Annotated in this window: 19 protein-coding genes; 15 read left to right on the top strand and 4 right to left on the bottom strand. The window is 64.5% G+C overall.

Features of this window, described 5'->3' with window-relative positions; genetic code table 11:
- Positions 1–92: 92 nt before the first annotated feature.
- From K678_RS10250 to K678_RS10235, 4 genes are all read left to right on the top strand, one after another.
- On the top strand, positions 93–1,109 hold the full coding sequence (locus K678_RS10250; RefSeq protein WP_002725471.1) for a DNA-directed RNA polymerase subunit alpha: 1,017 nt from the start codon (positions 93–95) through the stop codon (positions 1,107–1,109).
- A 179-nt stretch (positions 1,110–1,288) separates the two neighbouring features.
- Positions 1,289–1,711 carry a 50S ribosomal protein L17 gene (rplQ, locus tag K678_RS10245; protein WP_021132386.1) on the top strand — a complete coding sequence of 141 codons (423 nt, stop codon included), beginning with the start codon at positions 1,289–1,291 and terminating at the stop codon, positions 1,709–1,711.
- 849 nt (positions 1,712–2,560) lie between these two features.
- Positions 2,561–2,788 (top strand): hypothetical protein, encoded by a 228-nt coding sequence (locus K678_RS10240; RefSeq protein ID WP_021132385.1) that lies wholly within the window; start codon positions 2,561–2,563, stop codon positions 2,786–2,788.
- Between the two features lie 582 nt (positions 2,789–3,370).
- Positions 3,371–3,865: a CarD family transcriptional regulator gene (locus K678_RS10235; protein WP_021132384.1), complete on the top strand. Its 495-nt coding sequence runs from the start codon at positions 3,371–3,373 to the stop codon at positions 3,863–3,865.
- 69 nt (positions 3,866–3,934) lie between these two features.
- Here the strand turns inward: K678_RS10235 and cysK are convergent, their stop codons facing one another.
- From cysK to K678_RS10220, 3 genes are all read right to left on the bottom strand, one after another.
- Positions 3,935–4,903, bottom strand: coding sequence for a cysteine synthase A (gene cysK, locus K678_RS10230; protein WP_021132383.1), 969 nt, complete (start codon positions 4,901–4,903; stop codon positions 3,935–3,937).
- Positions 4,904–5,169: 266 nt separating this feature from the next.
- Positions 5,170–6,357, bottom strand: a complete 1,188-nt coding sequence (gene mltA, locus K678_RS10225; protein ID WP_021132382.1) for a murein transglycosylase A — start codon at positions 6,355–6,357, stop codon at positions 5,170–5,172.
- 8 nt (positions 6,358–6,365) lie between these two features.
- Positions 6,366–7,022: a Tim44/TimA family putative adaptor protein gene (locus tag K678_RS10220; RefSeq protein ID WP_021132381.1), complete on the bottom strand. Its 657-nt coding sequence runs from the start codon at positions 7,020–7,022 to the stop codon at positions 6,366–6,368.
- Positions 7,023–7,147: 125 nt separating this feature from the next.
- Here K678_RS10220 and K678_RS10215 point away from each other — a divergent pair, with 125 nt between their 5' ends.
- The 11 genes from K678_RS10215 (at position 7,148) to K678_RS10165 (ending at position 16,399) form a co-directional block, all read left to right on the top strand.
- Positions 7,148–7,717 (top strand): FxsA family protein, encoded by a 570-nt coding sequence (locus tag K678_RS10215; protein WP_021132380.1) that lies wholly within the window; start codon positions 7,148–7,150, stop codon positions 7,715–7,717.
- A gap of 15 nt (positions 7,718–7,732) precedes the next feature.
- Positions 7,733–8,470 carry a uracil-DNA glycosylase gene (locus tag K678_RS10210; protein WP_021132379.1) on the top strand — a complete coding sequence of 246 codons (738 nt, stop codon included), beginning with the start codon at positions 7,733–7,735 and terminating at the stop codon, positions 8,468–8,470.
- Between the two features lie 92 nt (positions 8,471–8,562).
- Positions 8,563–9,252, top strand: coding sequence for a cell division ATP-binding protein FtsE (gene ftsE, locus K678_RS10205; protein ID WP_039852759.1), 690 nt, complete (start codon positions 8,563–8,565; stop codon positions 9,250–9,252).
- Between the two features lie 4 nt (positions 9,253–9,256).
- The gene (locus K678_RS10200; protein ID WP_021132377.1) at positions 9,257–10,147 is read left to right on the top strand and encodes a cell division protein FtsX; all 891 of its coding nucleotides are present in this window, start codon (positions 9,257–9,259) and stop codon (positions 10,145–10,147) included.
- A complete protein-coding gene (locus K678_RS10195; protein WP_021132376.1) occupies positions 10,144–10,776 on the top strand; it encodes a YdcF family protein in 633 nt (210 codons plus the stop codon). The genes K678_RS10200 and K678_RS10195 overlap by 4 nt, the downstream gene beginning before the upstream one ends.
- Positions 10,773–11,504, top strand: coding sequence for a lysophospholipid acyltransferase family protein (locus K678_RS10190; RefSeq protein ID WP_021132375.1), 732 nt, complete (start codon positions 10,773–10,775; stop codon positions 11,502–11,504). Before K678_RS10195 ends, K678_RS10190 begins: the two co-directional genes overlap by 4 nt.
- Before the next feature lie 163 nt (positions 11,505–11,667).
- Complete coding sequence (locus tag K678_RS10185; protein ID WP_039852757.1) at positions 11,668–12,555, top strand: S-methyl-5'-thioadenosine phosphorylase; 888 nt, start codon at positions 11,668–11,670, stop codon at positions 12,553–12,555.
- Positions 12,556–12,733: 178 nt separating this feature from the next.
- Positions 12,734–13,156 (top strand): hypothetical protein, encoded by a 423-nt coding sequence (locus K678_RS10180; protein ID WP_021132373.1) that lies wholly within the window; start codon positions 12,734–12,736, stop codon positions 13,154–13,156.
- On the top strand, positions 13,153–14,244 hold the full coding sequence (locus tag K678_RS10175; RefSeq protein ID WP_021132372.1) for an FTR1 family iron permease: 1,092 nt from the start codon (positions 13,153–13,155) through the stop codon (positions 14,242–14,244). The genes K678_RS10180 and K678_RS10175 overlap by 4 nt, the downstream gene beginning before the upstream one ends.
- Positions 14,245–14,451: 207 nt before the next feature.
- Positions 14,452–15,795 carry a 4Fe-4S binding protein gene (locus K678_RS10170; RefSeq protein WP_231376245.1) on the top strand — a complete coding sequence of 448 codons (1,344 nt, stop codon included), beginning with the start codon at positions 14,452–14,454 and terminating at the stop codon, positions 15,793–15,795.
- Positions 15,796–15,874: 79 nt separating this feature from the next.
- Complete coding sequence (locus tag K678_RS10165) at positions 15,875–16,399, top strand: iron transporter (RefSeq protein ID WP_021132370.1); 525 nt, start codon at positions 15,875–15,877, stop codon at positions 16,397–16,399.
- Between the two features lie 130 nt (positions 16,400–16,529).
- Here the strand turns inward: K678_RS10165 and K678_RS10160 are convergent, their stop codons facing one another.
- Positions 16,530–17,348, bottom strand: coding sequence for a glycosyltransferase family 9 protein (locus tag K678_RS10160; protein WP_021132369.1), 819 nt, complete (start codon positions 17,346–17,348; stop codon positions 16,530–16,532).
- Positions 17,349–17,477 lie beyond the last annotated feature (129 nt).

Below are 17,477 nucleotides of genomic sequence, written 5' to 3'. Positions count from 1 at the left end.
GGCCGCCGCTCCTCTCTCCCCGCCGGGGCGAGGAGTCGGCGGTTCGTCCGTTCCGGGTTCCCTCCCCCTGATCCCAGCATGAGGTCACGCCCGTGATTCAGAAAAACTGGCAGGAATTGATTAAGCCCGGCAAGCTCAATGTCGAGCCCGGCGCCGACCCGCAGCGGGTTGCCGTCGTTGTTGCCGAGCCGCTGGAGCGTGGCTTCGGCATGACGCTGGGCAACAGCCTGCGCCGGATATTGCTGTCCTCGTTGCAGGGGGCGGCGGTGACCGCCATCCAGATCGACGGCGTGCTGCATGAGTTCTCGTCCATCCCCGGTGTGCGGGAAGATGTCACCGACATCATCCTCAACATCAAGACGATGGGCCTGCGCATGCATGGCGAAGGTCCGAAGCGGATGCACCTGCGCGCCGTCGGCCCTGGCGAAGTCAAGGCTGGCATGATCGAGGTCGGTCACGACATCGAGATCATGGACCAGGATCTGGTGCTCTGCACCCTTGACGAAGGCGCCGTGCTCAACGTCGAATTCACCGTCGAAACCGGCAAGGGCTATGTTCCCGCGTCGCAGAATCGTCCGGAAGATTCGCCGATCGGTCTCATTCCGATCGACGCGATCTTCTCGCCGATCCGCCGCGTCGCCTATAAGGTCGAGAACACCCGCGTCGGCCAGGTCACCGATTACGACAAGCTGTCGATGACGATCGAGACCAACGGTGCCGTTACGCCTGAGGATTCGGTGGCCCTGGCCGCCCGTATCCTCCAGGACCAGTTGCAGCTGTTCATCAACTTCGAAGAGCCGACCCAGGTCGTCGAAGAAGAGAAGCGGGACGAACTCCCCTTCAATAAGAACCTGCTGCGCAAGGTCGATGAGCTGGAATTGTCGGTCCGTTCGGCGAACTGCCTGAAGAACGACAACATCATCTACATCGGCGATCTGGTCCAGAAGACCGAGGCCGAGATGCTCCGCACTCCCAATTTCGGGCGCAAGTCGCTGAACGAAATCAAGGAAGTGCTGGCGCAGATGGGTCTGCACCTGGGTATGGAAATTCCGAACTGGCCCCCCGAGAACATCGAGGAACTGGCCAAGAAGCTGGAAGAGCCGTACTGATCCAACGACCGGCGCGAGTGAGCTTCCCTTGTGGATATAAGCCTGCTCGCGCCGTTTGTTTTGACCATAGGGTCATCCCGACCCGCCCGTGCCGTACTTTTCGCCCCCGGGTGATTTGGCGGTGACGGTCCGACGATCGGTCTCGCCCGGCGAGGCCTAGGCGACGAGGAGAGTTTTTTATGCGTCATGGTATGTCCGGCCGTAAGCTGAACCGCGACAGTTCCGCCCGTAAGGCCCTGTTCGTCAGCCTGTCGAACGCTCTGCTGAAGCACGAGCAGATCAAGACCACCCTGCCGAAGGCCAAGGACCTCCGTCCCGTGGTCGAGCGTCTGATCACCCTTGGCAAGCGTGGCGATCTGCACGCCCGCCGTCAGGCTTATGCCTTCCTGCGCGACGACAAGGTGGTGGCGAAGCTGTTCGCCGAGATCGGCCCGCGCTACAAGGCCCGCAACGGCGGCTACACCCGCGTTCTGAAGGCCGGCTTCCGCTATGGCGATTGCGCTCCGATGGCGATCATCGAGCTGGTTGACCGTAACCCGGCCGCCAAGGGCGCCGATTCCGGCCCGACCGCCGAGCGCGCCGATGACGAGTCGGAAGACTAACGACGACGGTGCCGATGCGGCTTTGGCTGCATTGAGCCCTTTGTGATGCGGGGGGAAGCTTAATCGGCTTCCCCCTGTTTCACGTTTAAATCCATCCCGATCAATCGCGTTCTGCCCCGTGGTGTTCCGCACCGGCGGGCGTTTTCACGTGGCTGTAACGATCCTTGACAAGGTGTGGAACCAGCGCGATACTCTTGACTGTAACGAGGGCGAAAGGAAGCAAGCTTCACGAAGTTAAGTGGTCGTAATCAAGTCGAATACTTCGCCATTAACGTGGGTTTCCACGTATGAGGAGGAGATAATCGTAAGGGAAATGACTCCATCGGGTCATGTTTAAGGTGTCGAATATTCCGGCACTGACCTTTGATACATCACAGATACTTAACGTGTCGGCTGCTATGCCGAATCTCCAGGGCCACAGGGCCCGCTAAATCATCAGCCCCGCGCCGAGCTCAGTCTCCCGCGGGGCTTCGATTTTCAGGCTGTGCCGGACGAGCCGCCGGTATTCCGCGTTTCCCGTTGGTGTGATCCTTGTCCCGTGTGGGTTAGTCTTGGAACCCGTGCGTCTGGTCGTGGCGCTGGGCGGGCTTGTGAGGCCGAGAGAGGGGCTTGTCTCCTTGGGGGCGTCGCTCCTGGCCCGGTGGTGACGGTGCTGGCCAGGGCCGGCTGTGCCGGGCGGCTATGTCCGGTCCAGTAGGGCCTTTGGGGTCAGACAGCGCCGATTCCGGGCTAGACGATGGGGTCGGGCTTTACTTCACCGTGTGCCATGCCTCATATAGGTTCCGACTGGCCGGGGCCGGGCATCCCCGGCTCCTTCGATCGTGTCTGTCCAGAGTGGTGAGATCAGGAATGTTCAAGCGCAAGTCGTTCGACGCACAGGTCGGTGACATGTTCGTCAAAGCCCACGACAACAAGAAGATCATTTGGGTCGTGGAAAAGATTTTCGAGCATGTTGACGGCATTCTCCATGCCCGCCTGTATAACAAGACCCATCCCAAGACGATGATTACCGTCTCGGCCTTGACGTTGGCCGATCCGGATTTCTTCAACCGGGCTCCGTCCGGGACCGAAGATTAATCTGTCGCGGTTCGAGCCGGGGAGGGCTGTGCGTTGGGGTCCGGGCAAAGTCCCGGCCCGCAGTCAGGCCCAGGCGGTGGGGCGGGGCCGGGATCGCACCAAAACAGGCGATCCTGTAGCGGCGAGTGCCTCTGGTCGTGTGCGTACTGTTGCAATCTCTCGTGATATTGCACCCGCACAAGTGCCGTTCTGAACTTAGAGCGAGAAAGATACCCCCGCACGGGTGAACGTAGCGGGTGTACTTTGTTGTTTTTATCGACATCCATGGCTAAAGTCCGGGGTGACTAGCCCTTGGTATGGAATTCTTTTGCCGTGCGCCCCCGTTCGTCGTCGGAAGTGTCGCTGCGGTATTTTTCTGTTCTTAACGGAAGCATCCTGTGGTATAAGGGCAAGTCAGCCGAACTATATCGGCAGATGGGTTGCCGTAAGGCCTTCCGAGCGGGAGTTCGCTCACCAAACTAAGCCGCGATATCGTTTCCAGTTCGCGTTCGTTTACGCGAGCCTATGGTTTCGTGTTCCGCATGGAGCGCGAGGACGATGTCTTCGGCGCCACTGGTCCTCATTCTTAGGGAATCCGAAGAGATGACGGTCGTTTCTTTTGCCCAGGGCGATTATGTGGTTTATCCCACCCATGGCGTCGGTCAGGTTGTCGCCATCGAGACTCAGGAAATCGGTGGGATGAAGCTACAGCTTTTTGTCATCACCTTTGATCGCGACCGCATGACCCTCCGCGTACCGGTGACAAAAGCGCATAAATCCGGTTTGCGCAAGTTGTCCCCCGGTTCCGTGATGGAAACGGCTCTGACCACGCTGAAGGGCCGCGCCAAGGTCAAGCGCACGATGTGGAGCCGCCGCGCCCAGGAATACGAAGCCAAGATCAATTCCGGCGATCCGGTCTCGATCGCCGAAGTCGTTCGCGATCTGCACCGCAACGCCAATCAGCCCGACCAGTCCTATAGCGAGCGCCAGATTTACGAAGCGGCGCTGGAGCGTTTGGCCTCGGAACTGGCCGCCGTCGAGCGGATCGATACGATTGCCGCCACGGCGCGTCTGGAAAGCCTGCTCGAAGCCGCCTGATCTTTTTTCCAGATCGCCCTGAGAAGAGCGTGGACGGGTCCGTCCACGCTCTTCTCGTTTGTAGGGGGATTACGCCTGATCGAACAAAGCGGTCGACAGGTAGCGTTCGGCGAAGGAGGGGATGATCGCGACGATCAGCTTGCCTTCGTTTTCGGGGCGGGCTCCCAGTTCCAGCGCGGCGGCGAGAGCGGCACCCGACGAGATGCCGACCGGAATGCCTTCGATCTTGGCCGCCTTGCGCGCGGTGGACAGAGCGGTTTCGTTGCCGATCTGAAGGATTTCATCCAGCACCGAGCGGTCGAGGATGTCGGGAACGAAGCCCGGGCCGATCCCCTGAATCTTGTGCGGGCCGGGAGCGCCACCCGACAGAACCGGGCTATCCTCGGGTTCAACCGCGACGATCCGGACATCCGGCTTGCGGGCCTTCAGCACCCGGCCGACGCCGGTGACGGTGCCGCCGGTACCGACGCCGGACACCAGGATGTCGATCTTGCCATTGGTGTCGGCCCAGATCTCTTCGGCGGTGGTGCGGGAATGGATCGCCGGGTTGGCGGCGTTCTTGAACTGCTGCGGGATGATCGCGCCGGGGGTCGCCGCCGCCAGCTCCTCGGCCTGACGCACCGCGCCGGTCATGCCCTTCGACGCCGGGGTCAGCACGATTTCCGCGCCCAGCAATTGCAGCATCTTGCGCCGTTCCAGCGACATGCTTTCCGGCATGGTCAGGATCAGCTTGTAGCCCTTGGCCGCCGCGACGAAGGCCAGCGCGATGCCGGTATTGCCGGAGGTCGGCTCGATGATGGTGCCGCCCGGCTGCAACGCGCCCGACGCTTCCGCCGCTTCGACCAGGGCAACGCCGATCCGGTCTTTGACCGAGGCCAGCGGATTGAAGAATTCGAGTTTGCCGACAATGTCGGCCTTGACCCCGGCTTCGGCGGCCAGACGCTTGAATCGCACCAGCGGGGTCGCCCCGATGGTGTCGATGATGCTGTCATAGATCTTGCCGCGGAAGGTGGCCGGGCTCCCCTGCTCTGCGCTCATCTCGAAAACTCCAGGAGAAAAATGTAAAAACGATTTTATATACACTATCCCATTTCGACCGGCGGGAAAAGCGCGACAAACAGAATATCACCCGCCCTGGGGTTGAGGTCTCTGGCCTGGCTCAAAAGGGCGGGGCAGGGCTGACGGCGACAGAGATCATCGGCCGCGCCGCTGGCGTTATCGCCTTGGTTTTGTTGGGGAAGTTTACGCGGTCGCGCAGGAGGACGAGGCCGGGATCGGCTCTCGCCCCTACCGGGCCGACTGCGTCAGGGCAGCGAAGCCAGACGGGGCGAGCGCGCCTGGGGCAGGAACAGCACCAGCCGTCCCGGACTTTTCATCCGTCCCGCCTGGGCAAAGGCGGCGGCACCGCTGCCCCAGAACAGGTCGCCGCGCACCGGCCCTTTGATTGCCGCGCCGGTATCCTGGGCCATCATCAGGCGGCGGAGCGGCTTGCCGTCGGGCGTGGTGGTATCGACCCACACCGGGGCCCCCAGTGGAATGTGGCGGGGATCGATCGCCAGCGACCGTTCCGGGGTCAGCGCAACCCCCTCGGTCCCCAGCGGGCCGTCGCCGGTATTGACGACATAGAAGATATAGCGGGGATTGCGGGCGAGCAGGTCGGTGGCCTCGGTCGGATGCTCTTTCAGCCAGGCGCGGATCGCGGGCATCGAGGAATCGCCTTTCAGCAATCCCTCGTCACGCATCACCCTCCCGATGCCGACGAATTTATGGCCGTTGCTGCCCGCGACGCCGAGGCGGAGCACCGAGCCGTCATCGAGGCGAACCCGGCCCGAGCCTTGAATCTGCATGATCGCGAAATCGACCGGATCGTCGGTCCACACCAGCACCGGAGCCCGGCCGTCGAGCGCGCCGCTTTCGATCTCCTTGCGGGCAGGATAGGGGAGCAGCCGACCGCCCTCGACCCGACCGACGATCTGTTCGCCCTTCCAATCGGGACGGAAGCGGCCGAGATCGACGCTGACCAGATCGTTGGGCTTGCCCAGCACCGGGATGGTAAAGGGGCCGCGCCGTTGCTTCGATCCGGCGATTTCCGGCTCGAAATAGCCGGTAAACAGGCCGTCCGGGTTGCCGTTGGCGCTGACCTGCCAGGGCAGGAAGAAGGTTTCGAACATCGCCCGGGCCGCGTCGTGATCGCCGGGGGCGACCCGGCGCGCGGCGGCGCAGGGGGCATACCAATCGGCGGCGATTCCGGCGATGCCGTCATGGCCGATCGAGCGATCGGTCGGCAGCCGCAGCACCCGGTCGCAGGTCCGCAGCAAGGCGGGCAGAACTTCGGCGGCGCTGTCCTCGGACCAGCCGGGCAGATCGTCATAGCCGATCAGCTGAAGCCCCATCTTGGCATCGGCGGCCGGAGGGGCGGGCGGCTCGGGCGGCGCAAGCGGAGCGCAGGCGGCCGCGAGGAGAAGCAGGGCCAGCCCGCACAGCGCACGCATGGGGCGGCCTAGGCCTCTTCGGGGGTGCGGGTGGCGACCAGCAGCCAGTTGGGATCGGCGGCGCGCGGATCGCGGCGGAAGGTCCATTCGTCGGTGACGGTGATGATCCGGTCGGGGCTGCCCTCGATCACCCGGCCTTCGGCATCGCGCAACAGATTGACCTGTTCGCTGACGAAGCGAATGGTGATTTCGAGAAAGGCGCCGCGCACCTCGGCGTCGATCGGCTCGACCGTGCGGATCGCCACCAGTTCGGTGGTCAGCGTCTCGCCCCGCGCGGCATGGCCGTCGATCGCCGCGACGAAATTGGCGAACACATCGGGGGACAGAAGCTGGCGCAGGGTGTCGCGATCGCCCGCGGCAAAGGCGGTGACGACCATCGAGAACGCGGCGCGCGCTCCGCCGAGGAAGCTGTCGAGATCGAAGGTCCGGTCAATCGTGCGGATCTGGGCCAACCCGCGCGAGGCCGACGTCCCCGGCGCAGGCTCGGACACCGAGCGGTGCGAGGCGAGATCGACGACATTACTGGGGGCGTCACCCGCGCCCCAGCGCTCGGGCGGCTGTTCGGCTCCGGTACGGCGACCGAGTACGCTACGCAGTCGCAGCACCAGGAAGGCGGCGACCATCGCGAAAAAAATGATATCGAGGTAATGGAATCCGTCGTTCATTGAGCGAGTCCGGGATAGGCTGGGGGTGATCCGCTGTTTCCGGCCCAGAAGGGACGGGGGGGATGCGGCGAAGTGCAACACCGGCTTAGTCCAAGACATAAGCCGTGAATGGGGAAAGAGCAAGCATGGGTTGGATGCTGTTCGCGGGCCTGATCGCCCTGCCGGTCGCCGAAATCATGGTGTGGGTCAAGATGTCGGCGGTGATCGGCGCTGGGGCGACGATTGTGCTGTCGGTGCTGGCCGTGCTGATCGGTCTGTCAATCCTGCGCCGTCAGGGGTTGGCGGTGCTGCTCGATGCGCGGACCCGGCTGGAACGGGGGGAAATGCCGGTTGAGGCGGCGTTCGAGGGATTGTGTCTGTCGGCGGCGGGCTTTCTGTTCGTTCTGCCCGGCTTCCTGACCGATATCCTGGCGGTGCTGCTGTTGCTCGCCCCGGTTCGCGCCGCCTTGTGGTTCTGGATCGAGCGCCATGCCTCGACCGTCGTCGTCACCCAGGGCGGAGCCGGGGCAGGGGCCGGGGGGGGGGCCACGCTCCGGCCCGGTGATTATCGAGGGGGATTTTCACGAGGTCGATCCCAAGGCGCCGCCGGTGGATCGCCGCGTCGATCCCCGGGAGTAGCGGATGACCCTTGCCGCCGAGGGGGGCGGTCGCGCCGACCTCCCCCATCCCTACGATCTGCTGCGCTGGTATCTTGATGCCGGGGTTGACGAATGCATCGGCGATATCGCGATCGACCGCTATGCCGTGCCGCCGCCCGCGCCGCGTCCGGTTGCCGTGGCCGCGCCGTCGGCACCGTCACCGCAGCCGCGCCACGCCGCGCCGGTTCGGGAGGGGGGGGGGCTTTCGCGTCCTCCTCCTCCGGCACCGCCAGCCAGATCGCCAATGCCTGCACCAGCCTGACCGAGCTGCATCGGGCGCTGGAAGCGTTCGAGGGGCTGCCGCTGAAACAGGCGGCGACCTCGACGGTGTTCGCCGATCCGTCGGATCAGCCCCGCCTGATGTGTATCGGCGAGGCACCCGGCCACGAGGAAGACCGTCAGGGGGTGCCCTTTGTCGGGGCGAGTGGCAAGCTGCTGACCCGGATGCTGAACTCGATCGGTCTGGACCGATCCGAGGTCTATATCACCAACGTCGTTCCCTGGCGGCCGCCCGCCAACCGCAAGCCGACCCATGACGAGGTGGCGGTGTGTCTGCCCTTCGTCATCCGCCATATCGAACTGGTCGATCCGCCTTTGCTGCTGCTGCTGGGGGGCGCCGCCGCCTCGGCGCTGCTGGCGCGCCCGGAGGGGATCAACCGGCTGCGCGGTCACTGGTTCGAGGTCGGCGCACGCGGGTTGCAGCGCCCGGTGCCGACCCTGGCCACCTTTCATCCGGCCTATCTGCTGCGCACGCCCGAAGCCAAGCGCGAGGCGTGGCGCGATTTGCTGCTCTTGAGCAAGAAGTTATAAGTTCCGGCCGAAAGAGCAGGGGCGGCGCGCGACACTCTGGACCATCGCCCGCCCGCCGTGTCATCCTTCGGCCCGACCGGGAGTAAGACGCCGTGCGGCATCGCCCTCGTGGGGAAAACATCATTCGTTTCGACAGCGTGGGGCTGCGCTATGGCCTGGGGCCGGAAGTGCTGCGCGACGTCACTTTCGCCCTGCCGTCGGGATCGTTCCACTTTCTGACCGGCCCCTCGGGCGCGGGCAAATCCTCGTTGCTGCGCCTGATGTATCTGGGGCTGCGGCCGACGCGGGGGCGGGTGGTGCTGTTCGACCGCGACATTGCGTCAACCCGGCGCTATGAATTGCCCGCGCTGAGACGGCGGATCGGGGTGGTGTTCCAGGAATTCCGCCTGCTCGATCACCTGACCGCGCTGGATAATGTCGCGCTGCCGCTCCGTGTCCGTGGCGTGCGCGAGTCCGAAATCCGCAAGCACGTGCCCGAATTGCTGTCCTGGGTCGGGCTGGCCGATCAATTGGGAGCCAAGCCCTCGACCCTGTCGGGCGGGCAGAAGCAGCGGGTGGCGATCGCCCGGGCGGTGATCGGGCGGCCCGATCTTCTGCTGGCCGACGAACCGACCGGCAATGTCGATGACCATATCGCGATGCGGCTGATGTATCTGTTCGAGGAGTTGAACAAGCTGGGAACCACCATCGTCGTCGCCACGCATAACGAATCGCTGGTTTCGCGGTTCGCCCACAATCCGCGCCTCCATCTGGAGCACGGTCAGGTGACCAGGGTGAACTGAGCCTATGTTCGGCCGCCATTCCGACCTTCCGCTGGCGGGAGACGCTACCAGCCGCTTTTTGCCCTGGCTGGTGGCGCTGATGGTGTTCCTGGCCGCGATGGCGGTGTCGGGGGCCTTTGCCGTCAATGAAGTGATGAGCCGCTGGGATCATGACGTTACCGGCACGGTGACGGTCCAGGTGCTGCCCGCCGGTGGCGAACGGGCCGAGGCCGCCACCGACGAACGTGTTCGTCAGGCGGTCGATCTGATTCGCGCCGTTCCGGGCGTGCTGGCGGTCAAGGCGCTGGACAAGGCCCGCACCCTGGCCTTGCTCGAACCCTGGCTGGGCGGCACCGATGTCGTCCGCGATCTGCCGTTGCCGCGTCTGATCGACGTCACCGTTGATCCCGATGCCCGCATCGATCTGGCCGAGGTCGCCGACCGTCTGTCCCATGCTGTTCCCGGAGCCGCGCTGGACGATCACCGGGTGTGGCTGTCGCGCCTGATCAATCTGTCGCGGACGATGGAATGGCTGGCGATTGTCGTGGTCGGGCTGATCGGCCTTGTCACCTCGGCGACGGTGGTCTACGCCACCCGGACCGGGATGGCGGTTCATCACGACATCATCGAGGTCCTGCATCTGATCGGAGCGCATGACGATTACATCGCCCGCCAGTTCGCCGACCGCGCCTTCGTCCTGGGCCTGGGCGGCGGTCTGTTCGGGCTGGCGATGGCGGTTCCGGCGCTGTCGGCGCTGGGCTGGGCGGCGCGGCGGCTTGAAGGCGGCTTTCTCCCCAGCATCGGGCTTCCCTTGGCCGGTTATGTCGTGATCGGCCTGTTGCCGTTGCTGGCGGCGGGGCTGGCGATGCTGACCGCCCGTCTGACCGTTCACGGCGCGCTGGCGCGGATGCCATGAGTACGATATTGGTCGTTTTACGCTTCATCGGGCGGATTGCCGCGTTGGGTCTGCTGTTCGCGCTGGCATGGCTGGGCGGCTTGCTGTGGTTCGCGACCGCACTGCCCGATACTGTCGAGGACCCCGATACCGTCACCGATGCCATCGTAGTGCTGACCGGCGGGGCCGAACGGGTCGCGGGAGGGCTGGCGTTGCTCGAAGCGGGCAAGGCGCGGATGCTGTTCGTGTCGGGGGTCCATCGCGGCGTCGATCTGGCTGATCTGCTGCGCCAGTCTCATCCCCTGTCGCCGCCGCCCTCCTGCGGGGGACGGTGCATCGCGCTGGGCCATGCCGCCGACGATACTGTTGGCAATGCGGTCGAGACCGCCGCCTGGATGCAGGCGGGCGGGTTCAAGTCGCTGCGGCTGGTGACGGCGGCCTATCACATGCCGCGATCGCTGCTGGAATTTCATCGCGCGATGCCGGGCCTGTTGATCGTGCCGCATCCGGTGTTTCCCGATGCCTTCAAACAGGAACAATGGTGGCGTTGGCCCGGCACCATTCACCTGATGACGATTGAGTACAGCAAATATCTGGTGGCGATGATCCGCCCCCTGTTCCCCTCCCTGATTCCGGAGAAGAAACTGTGAGCGTTGTTCGGTCCGCCCTGTTTTTCGTCTATCTGTGCAGCTGGACGGTCATTCTTTCGACGATCTACATCCCCTTGCTGGTGATGCCCCGGCATTGGACGGTGGTCGCGGCGCGATTCTGGCTGTCGGGCGTGCTGGTGGGGCTGCGTTTTCTCGTCGGGCTGACCTGGGAATTGCGCGGGGCCGAGACGATCCCGGCAGGCCCGATCATCGTCGCGTCGAAGCACCAATCGACCTTTGAAACCTTTGCGTTTCGCCGGGTCTTTCCCGATCCCGCCTTCATTCTGAAGAAGGAATTGCTGTGGATACCTTTTTTCGGCTGGTATCTGTTCAAGTCCGGGGTGATCGCGATCGACCGTTCGGCCGGCACGCGGGCGTTGAAAGAGATGGTCAAGGGGGCCTCGATCGCCGCCGCCAAGAAACGCCAATTGGTGATTTTCCCCGAAGGCACCCGCGCCGCGCCGGGGAAGAAGCTGCCCTATCATTCCGGCGTGGCGATGCTGTACGGGTCGCAGAATCTTCCGGTGGTGCCGATTGCGCTGAATTCCGGGGTTTATTGGCCGCGCGGCGGCTTTTTGAAGCGGCCGGGCAAGATCATCATCGAGGTTCTGCCCATCATCCCGCCCGGTCTTGACCGCAAGACCTTCATGGCCGAACTGGAAAACCGGATCGAGACCGCCAGCGACCGTCTGGTTGCTGAGGCGATGCACGCTATCGGGGAAAAGTGACTCTTTTGTGACGAACGGTTCACAGGTGGGCGCGACCTGTGGATAAGTCTGTGGAGCGCAGTGCGGGCGGCTGTGGATGAATGCCGCTCGGGGGTGGTTGCATCGAAGGCGGATTTGTCCTAACACCGCCTCGATCGTTTTTCGTATCGGAAAGGGTGGTTTCATGGCGGATGGTACTTCGACACCAGTGCTCGGCATTATCGGCGGCAGCGGTGTTTACGACATCGACGGACTGACCAACAAGGAATGGCGCACGGTCGAAAGCCCGTTTGGCGCGCCCTCCGACCAGTTGCTGTTCGGCGATCTTGACGGGCAAAAACTGGTGTTCCTGCCCCGCCACGGCCGCGGCCACCGCATCCCTCCGTCCGAACTGAACTTCCGCGCCAATATCGACGCGATGAAACGGGCCGGTGTCACCGAGATTCTGTCCGTGTCGGCGGTGGGGTCGTTGAAGGAAGATCTGCCGCCCGGCACCTTCGTCATCGTCGATCAGTTCATCGACCGCACCTTCGCCCGCACCAAGAGCTTCTTCGGAACCGGTCTGGTTGCCCATGTCAGCATGGCTCATCCGACCTGTGACCGTCTGTCCGATCTGGTCGAGCAGGCGGCGGCCGAAGCCGGAATCATCGCCGTGCGCGGCGGTACCTATCTGGTGATGGAAGGCCCGCAATTCTCGACCAAGGCCGAAAGCGAGATGTACCGGCAGTGGGGCTGTGACGTCATCGGCATGACCAACATGCCCGAGGCCAAGCTCGCCCGCGAGGCCGAGATTTGCTACGCCAGCGTCGCGATGGTCACCGATTACGATTGCTGGCATCCCGATCACGATGCCGTCACCGTCGATGCGATCGTCAAGGTGTTGCTGGAAAACGCCGACCGCGCCCGTCTGCTGGTCAAGACCGTGGCCCCGAAGGTCACCGGCCGCAACGCTCCGTGCGCCAAGGGCTGTCATACCGCTCTCGACAACGCGATCATCACCCATGGCGAAGGGCGCGATCCTGCCCTGGTTGCCAATCTCGACGCGGTCGCCGGTCGGGTGCTGAAGGGCTAGACCTTCTCTCTGTCCTTCGTTCCGAAAACCCTCTCCCACCGTCGTGGGGGAGGGTTTTTTATGCCTTGTCGGATAGACAAGGCTGATATGCGAGTGATTCTTACAATCTATTGCGATATGTCCGTATTGATCCTTATACTGACTCGCAATCGAGCGGCCGGTCAGAAGAGGTGAAGTGATGAGCGTCCTGCGACGCGCCGTATTGTGTTTGGGGCTTGGGATCGGGCTGATGGTGGCGGCGCCGCTGGCGGGGCACGCTGCCGACGGCCATTGGGTCCGGGTGGCCGAGAAGGTCATCGCCGAAATCGACCGCGCCGAAGCGGCGATGAAGGCGGGCAATGCCGAGGCAGCCGAGGAATCGGCCATCGCCAGTTATTTCGATCTGTTCGAAGCCCTGAACATGGAAATCGCCGAGCGGCAGGCGTTGGGCGCCCGACGGGTCGCCGAGGTCGAATCGCTGTTCCACGATTTGCAAAAACAGGCGGCGAAGCGGGCCGATCTCCGGGCCGCCGCCACCGCGCTGCGGCAGGCTCTGCGCGCCGATGCCAAACAGCTTGATGCCGACCATGTTGCCCCCGATGGGTCGTTGAAAGGACAATGATGCGCCGTCTGCTCCTCGCTCTGGCGGTCATCGTCAGCTTTGGCCTGTCCTGTCCGGCGTCGTCGCTGGCGGCTCCGCTCGATATTGCGGCGGCGGTTTCGGCGGTCCAGGCCAAGGGGGATGCCCTGGTCGAGTCCTATGACCCGGCCCAGAAGATGCCGACGATGCGGGGATTCTCGTCCCTGTATTTCGAGCAGTTCGACGGCGATCTGGAAAACACGATCGGTGCCGCCGACCCCGCCCTGAAGTCCGAGCTTGAAGCCGGGTTCGCTCAGGTGATCGGGCAGGTTCGCAAAGGGGGAACTCCCGCCGAGGTGCAAGCGAGCTGGCAAGCCCTTCGCGACGGTCTCGACCGGGTCCCGTCGCGGATCGGCGGCGGTGGGGCCTGGGCGACCTTCCTGCAATCCTTCCTGATCCTGGTGCGCGAAGGGTTCGAGGCGATGCTGGTCGTCACCGCCCTGGTTGCCTATCTGCGCCGCTCGGGCGCGCCCGAAAAGGCCCGCGTGGTCTATCAGGGTGTCGGGCTGGCATTGCTGGCCAGTCTGGCGATGGCCTGGGGCATGTCGACGCTGTTTTCGATGTCGGGGGCGGGGCGCGAGGCGATGGAAGGCGGCACGATGCTGCTGGCTTCTGCGGTGCTGTTCTATTGCTCCTACTGGCTGTTCGCCAAGCGCGAGGCGGCGCGCTGGCAAAGCTACGTTCAGTCTCAGATCGATCAGGCTTTGTCGGGCGGGCGGCTCTATGCCCTGGGCTTTGCCGCCTTTCTGGCGGTGTTCCGCGAAGGGGCCGAAACGGTGCTGTTCTATCAGGCGCTGGCCGCCGGAGCGCCCGGTCAGATGCCCGCTTTGCTGGGCGGTCTGGCGCTGGCGATTGTCGCCCTGGCCGCAATCTATGTCGCGATGCGGGTGTTGTCGATCCGGTTGCCGTTGCGTCTGTTCTTTGGTGTTACCGCCGCTCTGCTCTATTATCTGGCGTTTTTCGTTCGCCGGGAACGGCGTGGTCGAGATGCAGAATGGCCATGTCCTGCCGGTGACGCCGCTGGCCGGTTGGCCCAGTCTGAGCTGGTTGGGGGTCTATCCCACCCTTGAGGGTATGGTCGCCCAGTCGGTGCTGATCGTCCCGCTGCTGGTGGCGCTGGTCTGGTGGGCTTGGCGCGGCCGGTTGGCCCGAAAGGTAACTTCGGTATGACCGTCCCGGCGCATCCCGATCCGGTAACCGCCTGTTCCGGCGCGTGTTCCTGCCATCCGTCGACGCGCGCGGGGTGGGGACAGCGGGCCGGGGCCCGGATCGAGGCTGTGGCCGTCCCTCTGATCCGCTATCTGCCCGCGCTCCACGCGCTGATGTTCGTTGCCTTTCTGGCACTGATTATCGGCCCGCTGTTCGCGCCGCCGGTGCCGCCCCAGACCAGCCTGTGGCGCGATCTGCCGTCTTTGTCGAATTACCTGCTGTGGGGCCTGTGGTTCCCGCTGGTGTTTCTGTCGGTGATCGCGACCGGACGGTCATGGTGCGGGATTTTTTGCCCGATGGGGGCGGCGGCTGAATGGGGTAACCGCCTTGGTCCCCAATGGGCGATCCCCGGCTGGCTGCGCTGGCAGGGGACGCCGGTCGTCAGCTTTCTGATCATCACCATTCTGGGCCAGACCGTCGGCGTGCGCGACCATCCCGAAGCGGTCGCCGAGATTTTTGGCGGAACGATGCTGGCTGCGATCCTGTGCGGCTTTCTCTATGGCCGCCGCAAGCGGGCATGGTGTCGCCATGCCTGTCCGATCGGTCTGTTGCTGGGGGTGTTTTCCCGGCTGGGCGCGGTGCAGTTCGCGCCCCGGACCCTGTTGCCGGGCGGCGAGGGCTATTCCGAGAAAGGCGTCTGCCCGACGATGATCGATCTGGCCCGCAAGAGCGAATCGCGCCATTGCATCGAGTGTTTCCGCTGTGTCACCCCGTCATCTCGTGGCGGGATTCATCTCGAATTGCGCGCGCCCGGTGCCGAGATCGAGACGATCCGTCACCATCACGCCAATCCGTGGGAGGTGTGGTTCCTGTTCATCGGCACCGGGGTCGCGTTGGGCGGCTTCCTGTGGCTGGTGCTGCCGCAATACCAGGATTGGCGGCAGATGCTGGGCGAAAGCGCGGTCGATTTCGGCTGGACGGGTCTGCTCGACAGCGGCCCCTGGTGGCTGATGAGCGTCCATCCCGACCGCAATGAAGTGTTCCTGTGGCTCGATTTCGTGATGATCGTCGGCTTCATGCTGGGCTGCGCCCTGGTGTCCGCTCTGGTGCTGGGCGGGCTGACCGCGTTGTCGGCCTGGGTGGCGGCGCGCTGTGGCGGCGATGGCGGCTGGCGGCGCGGTTTTGTCGAACTCGGCTATCAATACGCTCCGGTTGCGATGGTCTCGCTGGTGGTCGGGCTGGGGGGCAAACTGTTCGAGTCGCTGGCGACGGGTCCGCTCGGGCCGGAGGGGGTTCAGATCGTCAAGGGGGCTCTGTTCGCTGCCGGTCTGGTGTGGAGCATCCGTTTGGGCGAACGCATCCTGGCCGCTCAGGGGCTCAGTCCCCGGGGGCGTTCGCTGGCCTTGCTGCCGGGTATCGTCGGCAGTCTGGCCGTGGGGGTGGGGTGGTGGCCGGCGATCTTCGGCCTCTAAGCCGGAGACGAAGCGCGCCGATTTGCGCCTCATTGTTGAAACTAAGTCTGATTATCGTAAACTAAGGGAGTCATCCGAGATGAATAAGCTGTTTGCCGCAGGCGCTGCCTTGCTGCTGATGGGGGGCGTTGCCCTGGCCGCCGAACATCCGATCGGCCGCGCCATCGAGCGGGACGGGATGCGAATTGGAGCGGTTTATCTCCAGGGCGTGACGATGGAGCCGATGGACCATCATTCCGACGGCGACATTCACCTGGAAGCCGACATTCATGCCATCAAGGGCAACAAGAACGGCTTTGCCGCCGGGGAATGGATTCCGAACCTGGGCGTCTCGTATGTGGTGACCAAGCCCGACAACCCCGCTTATTCCGCCAAGGGCGATCTGATGGCGATGGTTGCCAATGACGGCCCGCATTACGGCGCCAACGTCAAGCTGGACGGTCCCGGCAAGTATCACGTCGCCTTCCACATCACGCCGCCGAACGAGCATGGCCTCTATCGTCACACCGACAAAGAGACCGGCGTCGCCCCGTGGTGGACCGCGTTCGACCAGGAATGGGACTTCACCTTCGTTGGCAGCGTCGGCAAGAAGGGCGGGTACTAATATCAATAAGGTCGGGGGGCGTTGTCCCCCCGATCGTCTAAAGCGCATTCCACTCAAACGAAGTCAGAGAGGGATGCGCGACAAGCCCGAGCGGCGCTTGAGCCACGCCAGCCCCGGAGGGGCTGCGGCCTTAGGCGGAAGGCAGCAGGCGGATCAGCGCCGCCGAGGCTTCCGCCTCGCCGAGATCGGCGAGAATCGGGCGGCGCAGGATCGTCACCCGCCCGCGCGGGGCGCACAGATCGGGATTGGACTCCGCCGAAAACAGCACCACAGCGGCGCATCCGGCGGCGGCGATCAGGTGCATCGGCCCGGTATCGTTGCCGATCGCGGCGGAAGCGGCGCGTCCCAGCCCGAGGATGTCGAGGAACCCCGTCCGCCCGGCAAGGTCGATCGCCTCGGGGCAGAGGGCGCGGATGGTGGCGATGGCTTCGGCCTCGGCCTCGGTACCGAGCAAAACCGGCGTGAGCCCACGCTTGGCCAGCCGTGCCGCGACCGCGCCGAACCGCTCGGCGGGCCAGCGCTTGCCCGGCCGGTGGGGCGCGCCGCCGGGGCAGATCAGCACAAACGGCGCGGACAGGCCGAATTCGGCGGCGGTTCCGGCGGCAACCCAGGATAAATCGGGCGGCGGCACTTCGGGGATGTCGGCCATCGCCAATTGCTCGCGCTGGCGCTCGATCGTATGCATCCGGTCGCGGTTGGGATTGGCGTGGGTGTGCGAGCAGGCGCGGGCGATCCCCGACCATTCGACCCCGCCGCCGATCAGGCGGAAGTAGCTGGACGAGCGGTCGGAGGTCTGGAGATCATAGACCCGGTCAAAGCCGCCGCCGCGCAGCCGCCGCCGCAGCGAGAGCAGGCGGCGGACCTGCCAGATCCGGGGCTTGTCATCGACCCACACTTCGTCGAACCACGGGCAGGTCCGCGCCAGTCCAACGAAGGGACGGGTGGTCAACAAGGTGATCCTGGCCTGGGGAAAGCGGGCGCGGATCGCCGCGAACGGTCCCAGCGCCTGGACGAAGTCGCCCAGCGCCCCCCAGCTTGATGACCAGGATGCGCCGGGGCGTCACGGCAGGGGCGGGGG

The sequence above is a fragment of the Magnetospirillum fulvum MGU-K5 genome, from assembly GCF_000442515.1.
GTDB lineage: Bacteria > Pseudomonadota > Alphaproteobacteria > Rhodospirillales > Magnetospirillaceae > Phaeospirillum > Phaeospirillum fulvum_B.
Note: the sequence above shows the minus strand (reverse complement) of the source record. Positions and strands in the feature narration are given on the sequence as shown.